The following is a 15,647-nucleotide window of genomic DNA, read 5'->3' on the forward strand; positions in this document are numbered from 1 at the left end:
CGTGCCCTTTAAACCCTTAGTCTCCGCAGGCATCGAGAATGTACTGAACGCTTTTCTGTATCGCGCTCCGGCGCTGAAAGCTGCACGCCAGCGGCTCAACGGGAAGGTATTACGCATTGTTTTAAAAGAGTTCTCAATGCCGCTTGTGCTGGTCTTCAGCGAACGTCAGCTTGACGTTCTGGGGGCGTGGGAAGGCGAAGCCGACTGCTCGGTCATCACCCATATGCGCGTGCTGCCAAAACTGCGCGATCGCCAGCAACTAACGGCGCTTATCCGCAGCGGTGAGCTGGAAGTGGAAGGCGACATTCAGGTCGTGCAGAACTTTGTTGCGCTGAGCGATCTGGCGGAGTTTGATCCGGCGGAGCTGCTCGCGCCTTTTATCGGCGACATTGCCGCGGAAGGCATCGGGAAAGTCCTTCATGGTGGCGCGTCCTTTGCGCGTAAAAGCCTCCAACGTCAGCAACGCTATGCGGCGGAAGTGCTGACTGAGGAGTGGCGAATGGCGCCCGGGCCACTGGAGGTTGCATGGTTTGCGGAAGAAACCGCTGCTGTTGAGCGTGCGGTTGATGCGTTAACCAAACGGCTGGAAAAACTGGAGGGCAAATGACGCCTGGTGAAATTCGGCGCCTCTATTTCATTATTCGCACCTTTTTGAGCTACGGGCTCGACGAGCTTATCCCCAAAATGCGTATCACGCTGCCGCTTCGTATCTGGCGGCGGATGTTGTTCTGGATGCCCAATCGCCATAAAGGTCAACCGCTGGGAGAGCGCCTGCGCCTGGCGCTGCAGGAGCTCGGCCCGGTGTGGATCAAATTTGGACAGATGCTGTCGACCCGCCGCGATCTCTTTCCGCCGCTGATTGCCGACGAGCTTGCGATGCTGCAGGATCGCGTCGCACCCTTTGACGGCGCGCGCGCGAAAAAGCAAATAGAAGAGGCGATGGGAAATGTCCCCGTCGAGACCTGGTTTGACGATTTCGACATTAAGCCACTGGCATCGGCCTCTATCGCACAGGTACACACCGCGCGTTTGAAAGAAAACGGCAAAGAAGTGGTGATTAAGGTCATTCGTCCGGACATCCTGCCGATCATCAAAGCGGACATGAAGCTGATTTATCGTCTGGCGCGCTGGGTACCGCGTTTGCTGCCGGACGGGCGTCGTCTGCGTCCAATGGAAGTCGTGCGGGAATATGAAAAAACGCTGATTGATGAGCTTAACCTGCTGCGTGAATCGGCCAACGCCATTCAGCTGCGCCGCAACTTTGAAAACAGCCCGATGCTCTATGTCCCTGAAGTCTATTCTGACTACTGCAGCCAGAACATGATGGTGATGGAGCGTATCTACGGTATTCCGGTTTCGGATGTGGCGGCCCTGGAGAAACAGGGTACGAACATGAAGCTGTTGGCCGAGCGCGGCGTACAGGTCTTCTTTACCCAGGTGTTCCGCGACAGCTTTTTCCATGCGGACATGCATCCGGGCAATATCTTCGTGAGCTACGAACACCCTGAGGATCCGAAGTATATCGGTATCGACTGCGGGATTGTGGGGTCGCTGAACAAAGAAGATAAACGCTATCTGGCGGAGAACTTCATCGCGTTCTTCAACCGCGACTACCGTAAGGTGGCCGAGCTGCACGTCGATTCCGGCTGGGTGCCGCCGGACACCAACGTCGAAGAGTTCGAGTTCGCCATCCGAACCGTTTGTGAACCGATTTTTGAAAAGCCGCTGGCTGAAATCTCCTTTGGGCACGTGCTGTTAAACCTGTTTAATACCGCTCGCCGCTTTAATATGGAAGTTCAGCCGCAGCTAGTTTTACTTCAGAAAACATTACTTTACGTTGAAGGTGTAGGCCGACAGCTCTATCCTCAGTTAGACTTGTGGAAGACCGCGAAACCGTTCCTTGAATCCTGGATTAAGGATCAGGTTGGCATTCCGGCGCTGGTGCGCTCTCTGAAAGAGAAAGGCCCGTTCTGGATAGAAAAAATGCCTGAGATTCCTGAACTGGTTTATGACAGTTTGCGTCAGAGCAAGAACCTTCAGCACAGTATGGATAAAATCGCCCGCGAACTTCAGTCCAGCCGTGTTCGTCAGGGCCAGTCACGCTATCTCTTTGGGATTGGTGCAACGCTGCTGCTGAGCGGTACGCTGCTGCTGATCAACCGCCCGGACTGGCAGCTGATGCCTGCCTGGCTGATGGCTGGCGGGGTGGTAGTCTGGCTTGCCGGCTGGCGAAAAACGCGCTGAGCGTGCGTCGCTATCGACGGGTCGCAAACGTATAATGCGGCCTGACTCATTAATCATCTATCCCTGAGGAACATGTATGGGTGGTATCAGTATCTGGCAATTGTTGATCATTGCCGTCATCGTCGTGCTGCTGTTTGGCACCAAAAAGCTCGGTTCTATTGGTTCCGATCTGGGCGCGTCTATCAAAGGCTTCAAGAAAGCGATGAGCGATGATGAGAGCAAGCAGGATAAAACCAGCCAGGACGCTGATTTTACTGCTAAATCCATCGCCGACAAGCAGGAAGAAGCCAAAAAGGAAGACGCTAAACGCCACGATAAAGAGCAGGTGTAAGTCGTGTTCGACATTGGTTTTAGTGAGCTTCTGCTGGTCTTTGTGATTGGCCTGATTGTGCTGGGACCGCAGCGTCTGCCGGTGGCAGTGAAAACCGTTGCGGGCTGGGTCCGTGCGCTGAGATCGCTGGCATCGACCGTTCAGAATGAACTGGCGCAGGAGTTGAAGCTGCAGGAATTTCAGGAAAGCCTGAAAAAGGTTGAGAAGGCGAGCATGGAAAACCTGACGCCGGAACTGAAAGCGTCAATGGACGAGCTGCGCGAAGCGGCGGAATCGATGAAGCGCTCCTATAGCGTTAACGATCCTGAAAAAGCGAGCGATGACGCGAACACCATTCATAACCCAGTGGTGAAGGGCAGCGAGGCGCAGCGCGAGGGCGTCACGCCAGCCAGTGCTGAACATCAGGCTGCCGCGCCAGAACAGACGCCGCAGGAAACCGAAGTGAAAAAACAGGCGCAGCCGGAAGAGCCGGCGGCAAAAACGGCGGATGTGAAGCCCGTTGCGCCCGTATCCGAATCATCCCCCTCATCGAGTGATAAAGCGTAAACATGGCAGTAGATGATACTCAACCGCTGATTGCGCACCTCATTGAGCTGCGTAAGCGCCTGTTAAACTGCATTATTGCGGTTTTACTCATATTCCTGTGCCTGGTCTACTTCGCCAACGATATTTATCAGGTGGTCTCTGCGCCGCTGATCAAACAGATGCCGCTGGGCGCAACGATGATTGCAACAGACGTTGCTTCTCCGTTCTTTACCCCTATCAAGCTCACCTTCTGGGTGTCGCTGATTGCTTCTGCTCCGGTCATTCTTTACCAGGTGTGGGCGTTTGTCGCGCCAGCGCTGTACAAGCATGAACGCAAGCTGGTGATCCCGCTGCTGGTGTCCAGCTCGCTGCTGTTCTACATCGGCATGGCGTTTGCCTATTTCGTTGTCTTCCCGCTGGCCTTCGGCTTCCTGACGCATACCGCGCCGGAAGGGGTCCAGGTATCGACGGATATCGCCAGCTACCTCAGCTTTGTGATGGCGCTGTTTATGGCCTTTGGCGTGGCATTCGAAGTGCCGGTGGCCATTGTGCTGCTTTGTTGGGTTGGGGTAACGACACCGGATGACCTGCGCAAGAAGCGTCCGTATATCCTGGTCGGCGCGTTCGTCGTCGGCATGCTGCTGACACCACCGGATGTGTTCTCCCAGACGCTGCTGGCCATACCGATGTACTGTCTGTTTGAGGTCGGGGTCTTCTTCTCCCGTTTCTACGTGGGTAAGGGACGTCGGACGGATGACGAAGACGATACGTCTGACAAGACTACTGAAGAGTAAAACCAGCCGCCCGTCAGGGCGGTTGTTACATGGGGATTTGCATGTTTGATATCGGACTCAACCTGACCAGCTCGCAGTTTGCAAAAGATCGCGATGAGGTGGTTGCGCGCGCATTTGCCGCCGGGGTGAAAGGGCTGCTGCTGACAGGCATCAACCTGCATGAGAGCGAGCAGGCGCTGCTGCTGGCGCAACGCTACGATCGCTGTTGGTCTACCGCTGGCGTCCATCCTCACGACAGCAGCCAGTGGACCGCGGAAAGTGGCGACACCCTCTACAGCCTGGCGAAAACAGCAGAGGTGGTGGCGATTGGCGAATGCGGTCTCGATTTCAACCGTAACTTTTCCACGCCTGAAGAGCAGGAGAAGGCATTCACTGCCCAGCTTGCGCTGGCGGCAGAGCTTGGAATGCCGGTGTTTATGCACTGCCGCGACGCGCATGCGCGTTTTCTGGCCCTTCTGGATCCATGGCTCGATAAACTGCCCGGCGCGGTACTGCACTGCTTCACGGGTTCACGGCAGGAAGCGCTGGAATGTCTGGAGCGTGGGCTCTATCTGGGAATTACCGTCTGGGTTTGCGATGAACGCCGGGGGCTTGAACTTCGGGCGCTGTTGCCGGTAATCCCGGCTAACCGGTTGCTCCTTGAAACGGATGCGCCCTATCTGCTGCCGCGCGATATGAAACCTAAACCGGCATCGCGACGCAATGAACCCGCTTATCTGGGGCACATTGTAGAGAGCGTCGCGAAGTGGCGCGGAGACGATCCGCACTGGCTTTCCGCGCAGACGGATGACAACGTGCGGAATCTGTTCGGGATAAGCGTTTAAAGCTTGCGGAAGTCGGTGTTTTTCACGCTCTGCAGCACCTGCTTGTTCAGCAGATTAAGCAACAGCATAGAGCGCGCTTCCCCGTCCGGTTCGGCAAAAATCGCCTGCAGGCCTTCGAACGCGCCTTCGGTAATCACGACGCTATCACCTGTGTACGGGGTTTCGGGGTCGGTGATCCCCTCAGGCTGTTGATAAATCGACAGCTGATGAATAACCGTCGACGGAACCATTGCCGGGTGAGCGCCAAAACGCACGAAGTGGCTGACGCCACGGGTTGCGCTGATGGTGGTGGTGTGGATGACTTCCGGGTCGAACTCGACGAACAGGTAGTTCGGGAACAGCGGCTCGCTGACGGTTGTGCGCTTCCCGCGCTGCATTTTTTCAAGCGTGATCACGGGCGTCAGGCAATTGACAGACTGACGTTCAAGATGTTCCTGCGCGCGCTGAAGTTGCCCGCGTTTGCAATACAGTAAATACCAGGCCTGCATAATCACTCTTTCCCTTTGTTCGGGGCGCAAGCATATCAAAACCCTGGCGGGATCGCTAAGTTGATTATAATGGGGGAAAATGGAACAGAACGCATAAGTTCACGCTTATTTAACAAAATTACAGCATCAAGCAGGCTTACGCCGTATAATGAAGCGCTTACAGAGAGGCCATGATTAACTGCATGAAATACCACGATCTCCGCGACTTCCTGACGCTGCTGGAAAAGCAGGGTGAACTCAAACGTATTACACTTCCTGTTGATCCTTATCTTGAGATGACAGAAATTGCTGACCGCACCCTGCGTGCCGGTGGCCCCGCGTTACTGTTTGAAAACCCGAAAGGTTATTCCATGCCGGTGCTGTGCAACCTGTTTGGTACACCGCGTCGTGTTGCGCTGGGGATGGGGCAGGAAGACGTCACGGCGCTGCGTGAAGTCGGTAAGCTGCTGGCGTTTCTGAAAGAGCCGGAGCCGCCGAAAGGCTTCCGCGATCTGTTCGACAAACTGCCGCAGTTTAAGCAGGTGCTGAACATGCCCACCAAACGCCTGCGCGGCGCGCCGTGCCAGCAGAAAGTGCTGGAAGGTGATGCGGTCGATCTCACCAAAATCCCTATCATGCAGTGCTGGCCGGAAGATGCCGCGCCGCTGATTACCTGGGGGCTCACCGTCACGCGCGGTCCGCACAAAGAGCGTCAAAACCTCGGCATTTACCGCCAGCAGCTGATTGGCAAGAATAAACTCATCATGCGCTGGCTGTCGCATCGCGGCGGCGCGCTGGATTTCCAGGAGTGGTGCGCTGCGCATCCGGGTGAACGTTTCCCGGTGTCTGTCGCCTTAGGCGCCGATCCGGCCACCATTCTGGGGGCCGTCACGCCCGTACCGGATACGCTTTCGGAATATGCCTTTGCAGGCCTGCTGCGCGGCACGAAGACCGAAGTGGTGAAGTGTATCTCTAACGATCTTGAAGTTCCGGCAAGTGCAGAAATTGTGCTGGAAGGTTATCTTGAGCAGGGTGAGATGGCGCCAGAAGGCCCTTACGGCGACCACACCGGCTATTATAACGAAGTGGATCATTTCCCGGTGTTTACCGTGACGCACATTACGCAGCGTGAAGATGCGATTTATCACTCCACCTATACCGGGCGTCCACCGGACGAACCCGCGGTGCTGGGCGTGGCGCTGAACGAAGTGTTCGTGCCGATCCTGCAAAAGCAGTTCCCGGAAATTGTTGATTTTTATCTGCCGCCTGAGGGATGCTCGTATCGCATGGCGGTCGTCACGATGAAGAAGCAGTATCCCGGTCATGCTAAACGCGTAATGATGGGCGTATGGTCTTTCCTGCGCCAGTTTATGTATACCAAATTTGTGATTGTCTGCGATGATGACGTTAACGCCCGCGACTGGAATGACGTCATCTGGGCCATTACCACGCGAATGGATCCGGCGCGCGATACGGTGTTAGTCGAAAACACGCCGATAGATTATCTGGATTTTGCCTCGCCGGTTTCCGGTCTTGGCTCAAAGATGGGACTGGATGCCACAAATAAATGGCCTGGCGAAACCGACCGTGAATGGGGTCGCCCGATCAAAAAAGATCCTGCCGTGACCGCGCGAATTGACGCGATCTGGGACGAGCTGGCCATAATGAATAACGGTAAACCCTGAGCTGACCGTTAAGCCCTATAGACTTCCCGACAGAGAGAGCGAATGACAACCTTAAGCTGTAAAGTGACCTCGGTAGATGCCATCACCGACACCGTATATCGCGTCCGTTTAGTGCCAGAAGCGCCATTCTCTTTCCGCGCGGGTCAGTACCTGATGGTTGTGATGGATGAGCGTGATAAGCGTCCTTTCTCTATGGCCTCAACGCCAGCGGAGCAGGAATTTATTGAGCTTCATATTGGTGCGTCAGAGCTTAACCTGTATGCGATGGCCGTCATGGACCGCATTCTGAAAGAACGTGAGATCGTGGTGGATATTCCACACGGTGACGCGTGGCTGCGCGATGACGAAGACCGTCCGCTGATCCTGATCGCGGGCGGTACGGGCTTCTCTTACGTGCGCTCCATTCTGTTGACCGCTCTGGCGCGTAACCCGGACCGTGATATCACGATCTACTGGGGTGGCCGCGAGGAGAAACATCTGTACGATCTCTCTGAGCTGGAAGCGCTGAGCGTGACTCATCCTAACCTGCGCATTGAGCCGGTGGTTGAGCAGCCGGAAGAGGGCTGGCGCGGTCGTAGCGGGACGGTGCTGACGGCGGTGCTGCAGGATCACGGTACGCTGTCAGGACACGATATCTATATCGCTGGCCGTTTCGAGATGGCGAAAATTGCCCGCGACCTGTTCTGTAACGAACGTGACGCGCGTGAAGATCGCCTGTTCGGCGATGCGTTTGCCTTCATTTAAATAAAAAACCCGCCCCTGACAGGCGGGAAGAACGGCAACTAAACTGTCTCTCTTCGCCAATGACGTCACTGGCGGCGAGGAACCTCTCGTAGGCCGGGAAAGCGCAGCGCCTCCCGGCAAAAGCCCGATGGCGCGATGCTTATCGGGCCTACGTTATAGCCTTACACTCTCTCAAACACCGTCGCGATACCCTGACCCAGCCCGATACACATCGTTGCCAGACCAAACTGGGCATCTTTGCGTTCCATCAGGTTAATCAGCGTCGTGCTGATACGCGCCCCTGAGCAGCCCAGCGGGTGACCGAGGGCGATCGCACCGCCGTTGAGGTTAATCTTCTCGTCGATCTGCTCCATCAGTCCCAGATCTTTAATGCATGGCAGGATCTGTGCGGCGAACGCTTCGTTCATCTCAAAGAGATCGATGTCGCTGGCAGTTAACCCCGCTTTTTTCAGCGCCAGCTTCGAGGCCGGAACCGGGCCGTAACCCATGATTGAGGGATCGCAGCCCACGACCGCCATGGAACGTACCCGAGCGCGCGGGGTTAACCCCAGCTCGCGGGCGCGGCTTTCGCTCATCACCAGCATCGCGGCGGCACCGTCGGACAGCGCCGACGAGGTTCCTGCCGTGACCGTACCGGTGACCGGATCAAACGCAGGGCGCAGGGTAGAAAGCGCTTCTACGGTGGTCTCCGGACGGATGACTTCGTCGTAGCTGAACTGCTTCAGAACGCCGTCTGCGTCGTGACCGCCGGTCGGGATGATCTCATTCTTAAAGGCACCAGACTGCGTCGCTGCCCATGCGCGAGCGTGAGAGCGCGCGGCAAAGGCATCCTGCATTTCGCGGCTGATGCCGTGCAGGCGGGAGAGCATCTCGGCGGTCAGACCCATCATGCCTGCAGCTTTCGCCACGTTACGGCTCATGCCCGGGTGGAAGTCGACCCCGTGGCTCATCGGCACGTGGCCCATGTGCTCAACGCCACCCACCAGGCAGGCCTGCGCATCGCCGGTCATGATCATGCGGGCCGCGTCGTGCAGCGCCTGCATTGACGAACCGCACAGGCGGTTAACGGTGACGGCCGGAACCGAATGCGGGATCTCCGCCAGCAGCGAGGCGTTACGGGCGATGTTGAAGCCCTGCTCCAGGGTCTGCTGCACGCAGCCCCAGTAGATATCGTCCAGCGCAGCAGGATCCAGCGCCGGGTTACGCGCCAGCAGGCTACGCATCAGGTGCGCGGAGAGATCTTCCGCACGCACGTTACGGAATGCACCGCCTTTTGAACGGCCCATCGGGGTGCGAATCGCATCAACAATGACAACCTTTTCCATTGTGACTCCTTAAGCCGTTTTCAGCTCGCCAACCGGACGGGCTGGCTCAACTGCTGGATAGTAGGGTTCGTTATGGCGCGCTTTGTTACGCAGCCCTTCCGGCACCTCATAAAGCGGGCTGAGGTGCTGATACTGCTGAGCCATATCGAGATAGCGGGCGCTGCCGAGCGTGTCCAGCCAGCGGAACGCGCCGCCGTGGAACGGAGGGAAGCCCAGGCCATAGACCAGCGCCATATCCGCTTCTGCCGGGCTGGCGATGATGCCCTCTTCGAGGCAACGCACCACTTCGTTGATCATCGGAATCATCATGCGGGCGACGATCTCATCGTCGGTGAAGTCGCGCTTCGGCTGGCTGACGTCGGCCAGCAGGCCATCCACCACCGCATCTTCTTCTTTCTTCGGTTTGCCTTTGCTGTCTTCTTTATAGCGCCAGAAGCCCAGGCCGTTTTTCTGACCGAAGCGGTTAGCCTCGAACAGCGCGTCAATCGCGTCGCGATAGTCTTTCTGCATGCGCTGCGGGAAGCCTGCCGCCATTACCGCCTGGGCGTGATGAGCGGTATCAATGCCGACCACATCCAGCAGATACGCCGGACCCATCGGCCAGCCGAACTGTTTCTCCATCACTTTGTCGATTTTGCGGAAGTCCGCGCCGTCGCGCAGCAGCTGGCTGAAACCGGCGAAGTAAGGGAACAGCACGCGGTTGACGAAGAAGCCCGGGCAGTCGTTAACCACGATCGGCGTTTTGCCCATCTTGCTTGCCCATGCCACCACTTTCGCGATGGTGTCGTCGGAGGTCTTTTCCCCACGGATCACTTCGACCAGCGGCATACGGTGTACCGGGTTGAAGAAGTGCATCCCGCAGAAGTTTTCCGGACGCTTAAGCACGCTCGCCAGTTCGCTGATTGGAATGGTGGAGGTGTTAGAGGCCAGTACGGTATCCGGACGAACCTTGTCTTCCGTTTCCGCCAGCACCGCTTTTTTGACTTTCGGGTTCTCGACGACGGCTTCAACCACCACGTCGACACGGTCGAAACCGCTGTATTCCAGCACCGGCTGAATGGTGGAGATCACGCCTGCCAGCTTCAGCCCGTCAATTTTTCCGCGTTCCAGCTGTTTATTCAGCAGCTTGGCCGCTTCGGTCATGCCCAGCGCCAGGGATTTCTCGCTGATGTCTTTCATTACCACCGGCACGCCTTTCCAGGCCGACTGGTAGGCGATGCCGCCACCCATAATGCCCGCGCCGAGTACCGCCGCATGTTTTGGCGTCTCAACGTTTTTGGTCAGCTGTTTGGCTTTCCCTTTCACGAACTGATCGTTGAGGAAGATACCGACCAGCGCGCGGGCTTCGTTGGTGTGCGCCAGCGGGACAAAGCTCTGGTTTTCCAGCTTCAGCGCCTCATCGCGACCGAGACGGGCCGCCGCTTCAATGGTTTTCACCGCCGTGATGGGGGCCGGATAGTGTTTACCCGCCGTCTGCATCACCATGCCTTTAGCGATAGTGAAGCTCATGGTGGCTTCAATTTTGCTGAGTTTTAACGGCTCCAGCTTCGGCTGGCGTTTGGCTTTCCAGTCGAGATCGCTGTTAACAGCCTGACGCAGAATGGCGAGCGCGCCTTCAACAAGCTTCTCGGGTTTGACAACGCCGTCGACCAGGCCAATTTTCAGCGCCTGTTCTGCGCCGACATCTTTACCCGCGGCGATGATTTCCAGCGCGCTGTCGGCACCCAGCATACGCGGCATACGTACGGAGCCGCCAAAGCCCGGCATGATGCCCAGCTTGGTTTCCGGCAGGCCGATGCGCAGGTCCGGCGTCGCCAGACGGTAGTCGGTCGCCAGCACGCATTCGCAGCCGCCGCCCAGCGCGTAGCCGTTTACGGCAGAGATTGTTGGAACAGGCAGGTCTTCCAGACGATTAAAGACGCTGTTGGCAAAGTGTAGCCACTGGCTCAGCTGTTCTTCCGGAACCAGGAAAAGCGAAAGGAACTCGGTGATATCAGCACCGACAATAAAGGCCGCTTTGTTCGAGCGCAGCAGCAGCCCTTTCAATTCAGGTTGTTTTTCAAGAACGTCGAGCGCCTGGCCAAGACTGGCCACCGTCGCGGTATCGAGCTTGTTCACTGAGCCGGGGGCATCGAACACCAGTTCGGCAATGCCATCTTCCAGCCAGTTGAGGTACAGGGTGTCGCCTTTGTAGAGCATGTCAGTCTCCTGAATCCAGCAATTGGATCTGGTCATACCAGATGAATCGGAGTGTGGGATTTATGTTAATAAAATGCAAATTACTCATTAAGAAAATGCTGCATTGATCACGGTCGGTGGAAATCACGCAGGTGGAGTGAGGTGTGCTAAGATGCGATGACTTGAGGTCAAAAAACAAAGGAATAATGATGGACTCACTGGCTTCGCTTTATAAAAATCATATCGTTACCCTACAGGAACGTACCCGCGATGTACTGGCCCGCTTTAAGCTGGATGCGCTGTTGATCCACTCCGGCGAGCTGATGAATACCTTTCTGGATGACCACGCTTATCCGTTTAAGGTGAACCCGCAGTTTAAGGCCTGGGTGCCGGTGACGCAGGTTCCTAACTGCTGGCTGCTGGTGGATGGCGTGAACAAGCCGAAACTGTGGTTCTACCTGCCGGTTGATTACTGGCACAACGTTGAACCGCTGCCGACCACTTTCTGGACGGAAGAGATTGAGGTGATTGCGCTGCCTAAAGCGGACGGCATTGGCGGCCAGTTGCCTGCTGCGCGTGGCAACATCGCCTATATTGGCCCTGTGCCGGAGCGTGCATTAGGCCTGGATATTGCGGCAGACAAGCTGAACCCGAAAGGGGTGCTGGATTTCCTCCACTACTACCGCGCATATAAAACCGACTACGAACTTTACTGCATGCGTGAAGCGCAAAAGACCGCGGTGAACGGTCACCGTGCGGCGCATGAAGCGTTCCAGTCAGGTATGAGCGAGTTCGATATCAACCAGGCGTACCTGACCGCCACCGGCCATCGCGATACCGACGTGCCGTACAGCAATATTGTTGCGTTAAACGAGCATGCTTCCGTACTGCATTACACCAAACTGGATCACCATGTGCCGTCTGAGATGCGCAGCTTCCTGCTTGATGCGGGCGCCGAGTACAACGGCTACGCGGCCGATCTGACCCGTACCTGGGCAGCTAACGCGGATACCGATTTCGCACAGCTGATCAAAGACGTGAACGATGAACAACTGGCGCTGATTGGCACCATGAAGGCGGGAACCAGCTATGTGGATTACCACATCCAGTTCCATCAGCGCATCGCCAAACTGCTGCGTAAGCATCAGATTGTGAAAGACATGAGCGAAGAGGCGATGGTCGAGAACGATCTGACCGGGCCATTCATGCCGCACGGTATCGGTCACCCGCTGGGCCTGCAGGTTCACGACGTCGCGGGCTTTATGCAGGATGATACCGGTACGCACCTGGCGGCACCGTCTAAATATCCTTACCTGCGCTGCACCCGTATTCTGGAGCCGCGTATGGTGCTGACGATTGAACCGGGGATCTACTTCATCGAATCCCTGCTGGCGCCGTGGCGTGAAGGCCAGTTCAGCAAGCATTTCAACTGGGAAAAGATTGACGCGCTGAAGCCGTTTGGCGGTATTCGCATCGAAGATAACGTCGTGATTCACGAGAACGGTATCGAGAACATGACGCGAGACCTGAAGCTGGCCTGATGGAAAGCTGGCTGATACCGGCTGAACCGGTCACCTTTGTTGAGGAAATCAAGAAAAGCCGCTTTATTACGCTGCTGGCGCACACCGACGGCGTAGAGGCGGCAAAGGCGTTCGTTGAGTCCGTCCGGGCTGAGCATCCTGACGCCCGTCACCACTGCGTGGCGTGGGTCGCAGGGCCGCCGGACGATTCGCAACAGCTTGGATTTTCCGACGACGGTGAACCGGCGGGCACGGCCGGTAAGCCCATGCTCTGGCAGCTGATGGGCAGCGGCGTGGGCGAAATTACCGCCGTGGTGGTGCGCTACTACGGCGGCATTTTGTTAGGGACCGGTGGGCTGGTTAAAGCCTATGGCGGGGGCGTGCAGCAGGCGCTTAATATGCTGGTCACTGCCCGCAAAACGCCGCTTACCGAATATACTTTATTATGCGATTACGCCCAGTTGGCCGGCATCGAGGCGCTGCTGAGGCAGTTTAACGGTGTCATCGCACACAGTGAATATCAGGCGATGGTGCAATTACGCGTGGCGCTTCCACAGGCGGAACTGGCTGCTTTTTCAGCAAAACTGGCTGATTTTAGTCGTGGTTCGTTGCAATTGCTGCCGATTGAAGAATAATCCCCACCTCACTTTTTGAATACCAAAGGAAGCGGCAGAGATGCATTTTCGTGCCATAACCCGAATCGTTGGACTGCTGGTCATACTTTTTTCCGGGACGATGATTCTCCCTGGACTGGTGGCGCTTATCTACCGGGACGGCGCGGGGCGGGCATTTACCCAGACCTTCTTTGTCGCGCTGGCGATTGGCTCCCTGCTGTGGTGGCCGAATCGTCGTCAGAAAGGTGAGCTGAAATCTCGCGAAGGATTTCTGATTGTGGTTCTGTTCTGGACGGTGCTGGGGAGCGTGGGTTCGCTGCCGTTTATCTTCGCGGAACAGCCTAACCTGAGCATCACGGATGCCTTTTTTGAATCATTCTCCGGCTTAACGACGACCGGTGCGACGACGCTGGTGGGGCTGGATTCGCTCCCGCACGCCATTCTCTTTTATCGCCAGATGCTGCAGTGGTTCGGGGGGATGGGGATCATCGTCCTTGCAGTGGCCATCCTGCCTATTCTGGGCGTGGGCGGCATGCAGCTGTATCGCGCTGAAATGCCCGGGCCGCTGAAGGACAACAAGATGCGGCCGCGTATTGCCGAGACGGCGAAAACCCTGTGGCTTATCTATGTCTTACTGACGGTGGCCTGTGCGCTGGCGCTGTGGTTCGCCGGGATGCCCGCTTTCGACGCTATCGGACACAGCTTCGCGACGATTGCGATTGGTGGGTTCTCCACTCACGATGCCAGCGTCGGCTACTTCGATAGCCCAACCATTAACACGATTATTGCCATTTTCCTGCTGATCTCCGGCTGTAACTACGGCCTGCACTTCTCTTTACTGAGCGGGCGCAGCCTGAAGGTGTACTGGCGCGACCCAGAGTTCCGCATGTTCATTGGCGTCCAGCTGACGCTGGTTGTCATCTGTACCCTGGTGCTGTGGTTCCATGATGTCTATAACTCCGCGCTGACGACGCTAAACCAGGCCTTCTTCCAGGTGGTGTCGATGGCGACGACCGCCGGGTTTACCACGGACAGTATCGCGCGCTGGCCGCTGTTCCTGCCGGTGCTGCTTTTATGCTCTGCGTTTATCGGGGGCTGTGCGGGGTCGACGGGCGGGGGCCTGAAGGTCATTCGTATTTTGCTGCTGTTTAAGCAGGGAAACCGAGAGCTGAAGCGCCTGGTCCACCCGAACGCGGTCTACAGCATTAAGCTGGGGAACCGCGCGCTGCCGGAACGTATCCTCGAAGCGGTATGGGGTTTCTTCTCAGCCTATGCGCTGGTCTTTCTCGTCAGTATGCTGGCGATTATCGCGACGGGAGTCGATGATTTCTCCGCCTTTGCGTCCGTGGTCGCAACATTGAATAACCTCGGGCCTGGCCTGGGCGTGGTGGCGGATAACTTTGCCAGTATGAACCCGGTCGCGAAATGGATCCTCATCGCCAATATGCTGTTTGGCCGCCTTGAGGTCTTTACGCTGCTGGTGCTGTTCACCCCTACATTCTGGCGCGAGTAAGGAGCCGTTGATGAAAACACTGATTCTTTTCTCCACGCGAGACGGGCAAACGCGCGAGATTGCCGCTTACCTGGCATCTGAACTTAAAGAGCTGGGGATCTATTCGGATGTGGTAAACCTGAACCGTGCGGAGCAGATTGCCTGGCAGGATTACGATCGCGTGGTGATTGGCGCATCTATTCGCTACGGGCATTTCCACCCGGCGCTGGATCGCTTTGTGAAAAAGCACACGGCGAAGCTCAACGCATTGCCCGGCGCGTTCTACTCGGTCAATCTCGTCGCGCGTAAAGCCGAGAAGCGCACGCCGCAGACCAACAGCTACACGCGCAAGTTTTTACTCAGCTCGCCGTGGCAGCCGGATCTGTGCGCCGTCTTTGCTGGCGCGCTGCGTTACCCTCGTTACCGCTGGTATGACCGCTTTATGATCCGCCTCATTATGAAGATGACGGGGGGAGAAACCGACACGCGTAAAGAAGTGGTTTATACCGACTGGTCGCAGGTGGCCAGTTTTGCGCGGGAAATCGCACATTTAACGGGCGATTCGCGACATAAATAAGCGTTAAGTTTGAAAAGTGAGCGAACGAAAAGTTTTTTGTATTTTGTGCTTGTCACGTCAGAATAACTCCCTATAATGCGCCTCCACTGACACGGAACAACGGCACACACGCCGCCGGGTCAGCAGAGAAAAGCGAAAATAAACGCTTGACTCTGAAGCGGGAAAGCGTAATATGCACACCCCGCGCCGCTGCGAAAAGCGAAGCGGCACTGCTCTTTAACAATTTATCAGACAATCTGTGTGGGCACTCAAAGTGACATGGATTCTTAACGTCGCAAGACGAAAAATGAATACCAAGTCTCTGAGTGAACATGCGTAATTCATTAC

16 protein-coding genes are annotated in these 15,647 nt (G+C 56.5%); 12 read left to right on the forward strand and 4 right to left on the reverse strand.

Annotation, left to right across the window (positions count from 1 at the left end; translation table 11 throughout):
• The first annotated feature begins 1 nt into the window (after position 1).
• The 6 genes from ubiJ to tatD all read left to right on the forward strand — a co-directional run bounded on the left by ubiJ (position 2) and on the right by tatD (position 4,718).
• Complete coding sequence (gene ubiJ, locus ACJBF3_RS20955; protein WP_045330234.1) at positions 2-607, forward strand: ubiquinone biosynthesis protein UbiJ; 606 nt, start codon at positions 2-4, stop codon at positions 605-607.
• Positions 604-2,244, forward strand: coding sequence for a ubiquinone biosynthesis regulatory protein kinase UbiB (ubiB, locus tag ACJBF3_RS20960; RefSeq protein WP_045330231.1), 1,641 nt, complete (start codon positions 604-606; stop codon positions 2,242-2,244). Before ubiJ ends, ubiB begins: the two co-directional genes overlap by 4 nt.
• Before the next feature lie 76 nt (positions 2,245-2,320).
• Positions 2,321-2,575, forward strand: a complete 255-nt coding sequence (gene tatA, locus ACJBF3_RS20965) for a Sec-independent protein translocase subunit TatA (protein WP_024908000.1) — start codon at positions 2,321-2,323, stop codon at positions 2,573-2,575.
• Positions 2,576-2,578: 3 nt separating this feature from the next.
• Positions 2,579-3,121, forward strand: coding sequence for a Sec-independent protein translocase protein TatB (gene tatB / locus ACJBF3_RS20970; RefSeq protein WP_047716465.1), 543 nt, complete (start codon positions 2,579-2,581; stop codon positions 3,119-3,121).
• 2 nt (positions 3,122-3,123) lie between these two features.
• Complete coding sequence (gene tatC / locus ACJBF3_RS20975) at positions 3,124-3,894, forward strand: Sec-independent protein translocase subunit TatC (RefSeq protein ID WP_045330224.1); 771 nt, start codon at positions 3,124-3,126, stop codon at positions 3,892-3,894.
• A gap of 41 nt (positions 3,895-3,935) precedes the next feature.
• On the forward strand, positions 3,936-4,718 hold the full coding sequence (tatD, locus tag ACJBF3_RS20980; RefSeq protein WP_406545246.1) for a 3'-5' ssDNA/RNA exonuclease TatD: 783 nt from the start codon (positions 3,936-3,938) through the stop codon (positions 4,716-4,718).
• On the opposite strand, the gene rfaH is transcribed toward tatD, so the two are convergent.
• Entirely contained in the window at positions 4,715-5,206 is a 492-nt protein-coding gene (gene rfaH, locus ACJBF3_RS20985) for a transcription/translation regulatory transformer protein RfaH (RefSeq protein ID WP_032644774.1), read from the reverse strand. The genes tatD and rfaH overlap by 4 nt on opposite strands.
• A gap of 173 nt (positions 5,207-5,379) precedes the next feature.
• Between rfaH and ubiD the strand changes: the two genes are divergently transcribed.
• Positions 5,380-6,870: a 4-hydroxy-3-polyprenylbenzoate decarboxylase gene (ubiD, locus tag ACJBF3_RS20990; RefSeq protein WP_161799249.1), complete on the forward strand. Its 1,491-nt coding sequence runs from the start codon at positions 5,380-5,382 to the stop codon at positions 6,868-6,870.
• A 42-nt stretch (positions 6,871-6,912) separates the two neighbouring features.
• Positions 6,913-7,614, forward strand: coding sequence for an NAD(P)H-flavin reductase (gene fre / locus ACJBF3_RS20995; RefSeq protein ID WP_045330220.1), 702 nt, complete (start codon positions 6,913-6,915; stop codon positions 7,612-7,614).
• A 161-nt stretch (positions 7,615-7,775) separates the two neighbouring features.
• On the opposite strand, the gene fadA is transcribed toward fre, so the two are convergent.
• On the reverse strand, positions 7,776-8,939 hold the full coding sequence (gene fadA / locus ACJBF3_RS21000) for an acetyl-CoA C-acyltransferase FadA (protein ID WP_008501515.1): 1,164 nt from the start codon (positions 8,937-8,939) through the stop codon (positions 7,776-7,778).
• Between the two features lie 9 nt (positions 8,940-8,948).
• A complete protein-coding gene (fadB, locus tag ACJBF3_RS21005) occupies positions 8,949-11,138 on the reverse strand; it encodes a fatty acid oxidation complex subunit alpha FadB (RefSeq protein WP_045330217.1) in 2,190 nt (729 codons plus the stop codon).
• A 188-nt stretch (positions 11,139-11,326) separates the two neighbouring features.
• Between fadB and pepQ the strand changes: the two genes are divergently transcribed.
• The 4 genes from pepQ to hemG are packed head-to-tail and all read left to right on the forward strand — an operon-like array spanning position 11,327 to position 15,320.
• A complete protein-coding gene (pepQ, locus tag ACJBF3_RS21010) occupies positions 11,327-12,658 on the forward strand; it encodes a Xaa-Pro dipeptidase (protein ID WP_047716467.1) in 1,332 nt (443 codons plus the stop codon).
• Positions 12,658-13,272 (forward strand): IMPACT family protein, encoded by a 615-nt coding sequence (locus ACJBF3_RS21015; RefSeq protein WP_045330214.1) that lies wholly within the window; start codon positions 12,658-12,660, stop codon positions 13,270-13,272. Before pepQ ends, ACJBF3_RS21015 begins: the two co-directional genes overlap by 1 nt.
• Positions 13,273-13,312: 40 nt before the next feature.
• Complete coding sequence (gene trkH / locus ACJBF3_RS21020) at positions 13,313-14,764, forward strand: Trk system potassium transporter TrkH (RefSeq protein ID WP_045330212.1); 1,452 nt, start codon at positions 13,313-13,315, stop codon at positions 14,762-14,764.
• Between the two features lie 10 nt (positions 14,765-14,774).
• The gene (gene hemG / locus ACJBF3_RS21025) at positions 14,775-15,320 is read left to right on the forward strand and encodes a menaquinone-dependent protoporphyrinogen IX dehydrogenase (RefSeq protein ID WP_045330210.1); all 546 of its coding nucleotides are present in this window, start codon (positions 14,775-14,777) and stop codon (positions 15,318-15,320) included.
• A gap of 70 nt (positions 15,321-15,390) precedes the next feature.
• On the opposite strand, the gene ACJBF3_RS21030 is transcribed toward hemG, so the two are convergent.
• On the reverse strand, positions 15,391-15,647 hold a 257-nt coding region (locus ACJBF3_RS21030; RefSeq protein WP_406545247.1), incomplete at its 5' end, for a hypothetical protein.

The organism is Enterobacter sp. PP-008-ECC_S150 (genome assembly GCF_045257065.1).
GTDB lineage: Bacteria > Pseudomonadota > Gammaproteobacteria > Enterobacterales > Enterobacteriaceae > Enterobacter > Enterobacter chengduensis.

What these genes read in the sequence shown, in the direction of transcription:
- ACJBF3_RS21015 (WP_045330214.1), top strand. Translation starts at nt 12,658, where the DNA reads ATGGAAAGCTGGCTGATACCGGCTGAACCGGTCACCTTTGTTGAGGAA.
- ubiB (WP_045330231.1), top strand. Translation starts at nt 604, where the DNA reads ATGACGCCTGGTGAAATTCGGCGCCTCTATTTCATTATTCGCACCTTT.
- tatA (WP_024908000.1), top strand. Translation starts at nt 2,321, where the DNA reads ATGGGTGGTATCAGTATCTGGCAATTGTTGATCATTGCCGTCATCGTC.
- hemG (WP_045330210.1), top strand. Translation starts at nt 14,775, where the DNA reads ATGAAAACACTGATTCTTTTCTCCACGCGAGACGGGCAAACGCGCGAG.
- tatC (WP_045330224.1), top strand. Translation starts at nt 3,124, where the DNA reads ATGGCAGTAGATGATACTCAACCGCTGATTGCGCACCTCATTGAGCTG.
- tatD (WP_406545246.1), top strand. Translation starts at nt 3,936, where the DNA reads ATGTTTGATATCGGACTCAACCTGACCAGCTCGCAGTTTGCAAAAGAT.
- fadB (WP_045330217.1), bottom strand. Translation starts at nt 11,138, where the DNA reads ATGCTCTACAAAGGCGACACCCTGTACCTCAACTGGCTGGAAGATGGC.
- pepQ (WP_047716467.1), top strand. Translation starts at nt 11,327, where the DNA reads ATGGACTCACTGGCTTCGCTTTATAAAAATCATATCGTTACCCTACAG.
- trkH (WP_045330212.1), top strand. Translation starts at nt 13,313, where the DNA reads ATGCATTTTCGTGCCATAACCCGAATCGTTGGACTGCTGGTCATACTT.
- rfaH (WP_032644774.1), bottom strand. Translation starts at nt 5,206, where the DNA reads ATGCAGGCCTGGTATTTACTGTATTGCAAACGCGGGCAACTTCAGCGC.
- fadA (WP_008501515.1), bottom strand. Translation starts at nt 8,939, where the DNA reads ATGGAAAAGGTTGTCATTGTTGATGCGATTCGCACCCCGATGGGCCGT.
- fre (WP_045330220.1), top strand. Translation starts at nt 6,913, where the DNA reads ATGACAACCTTAAGCTGTAAAGTGACCTCGGTAGATGCCATCACCGAC.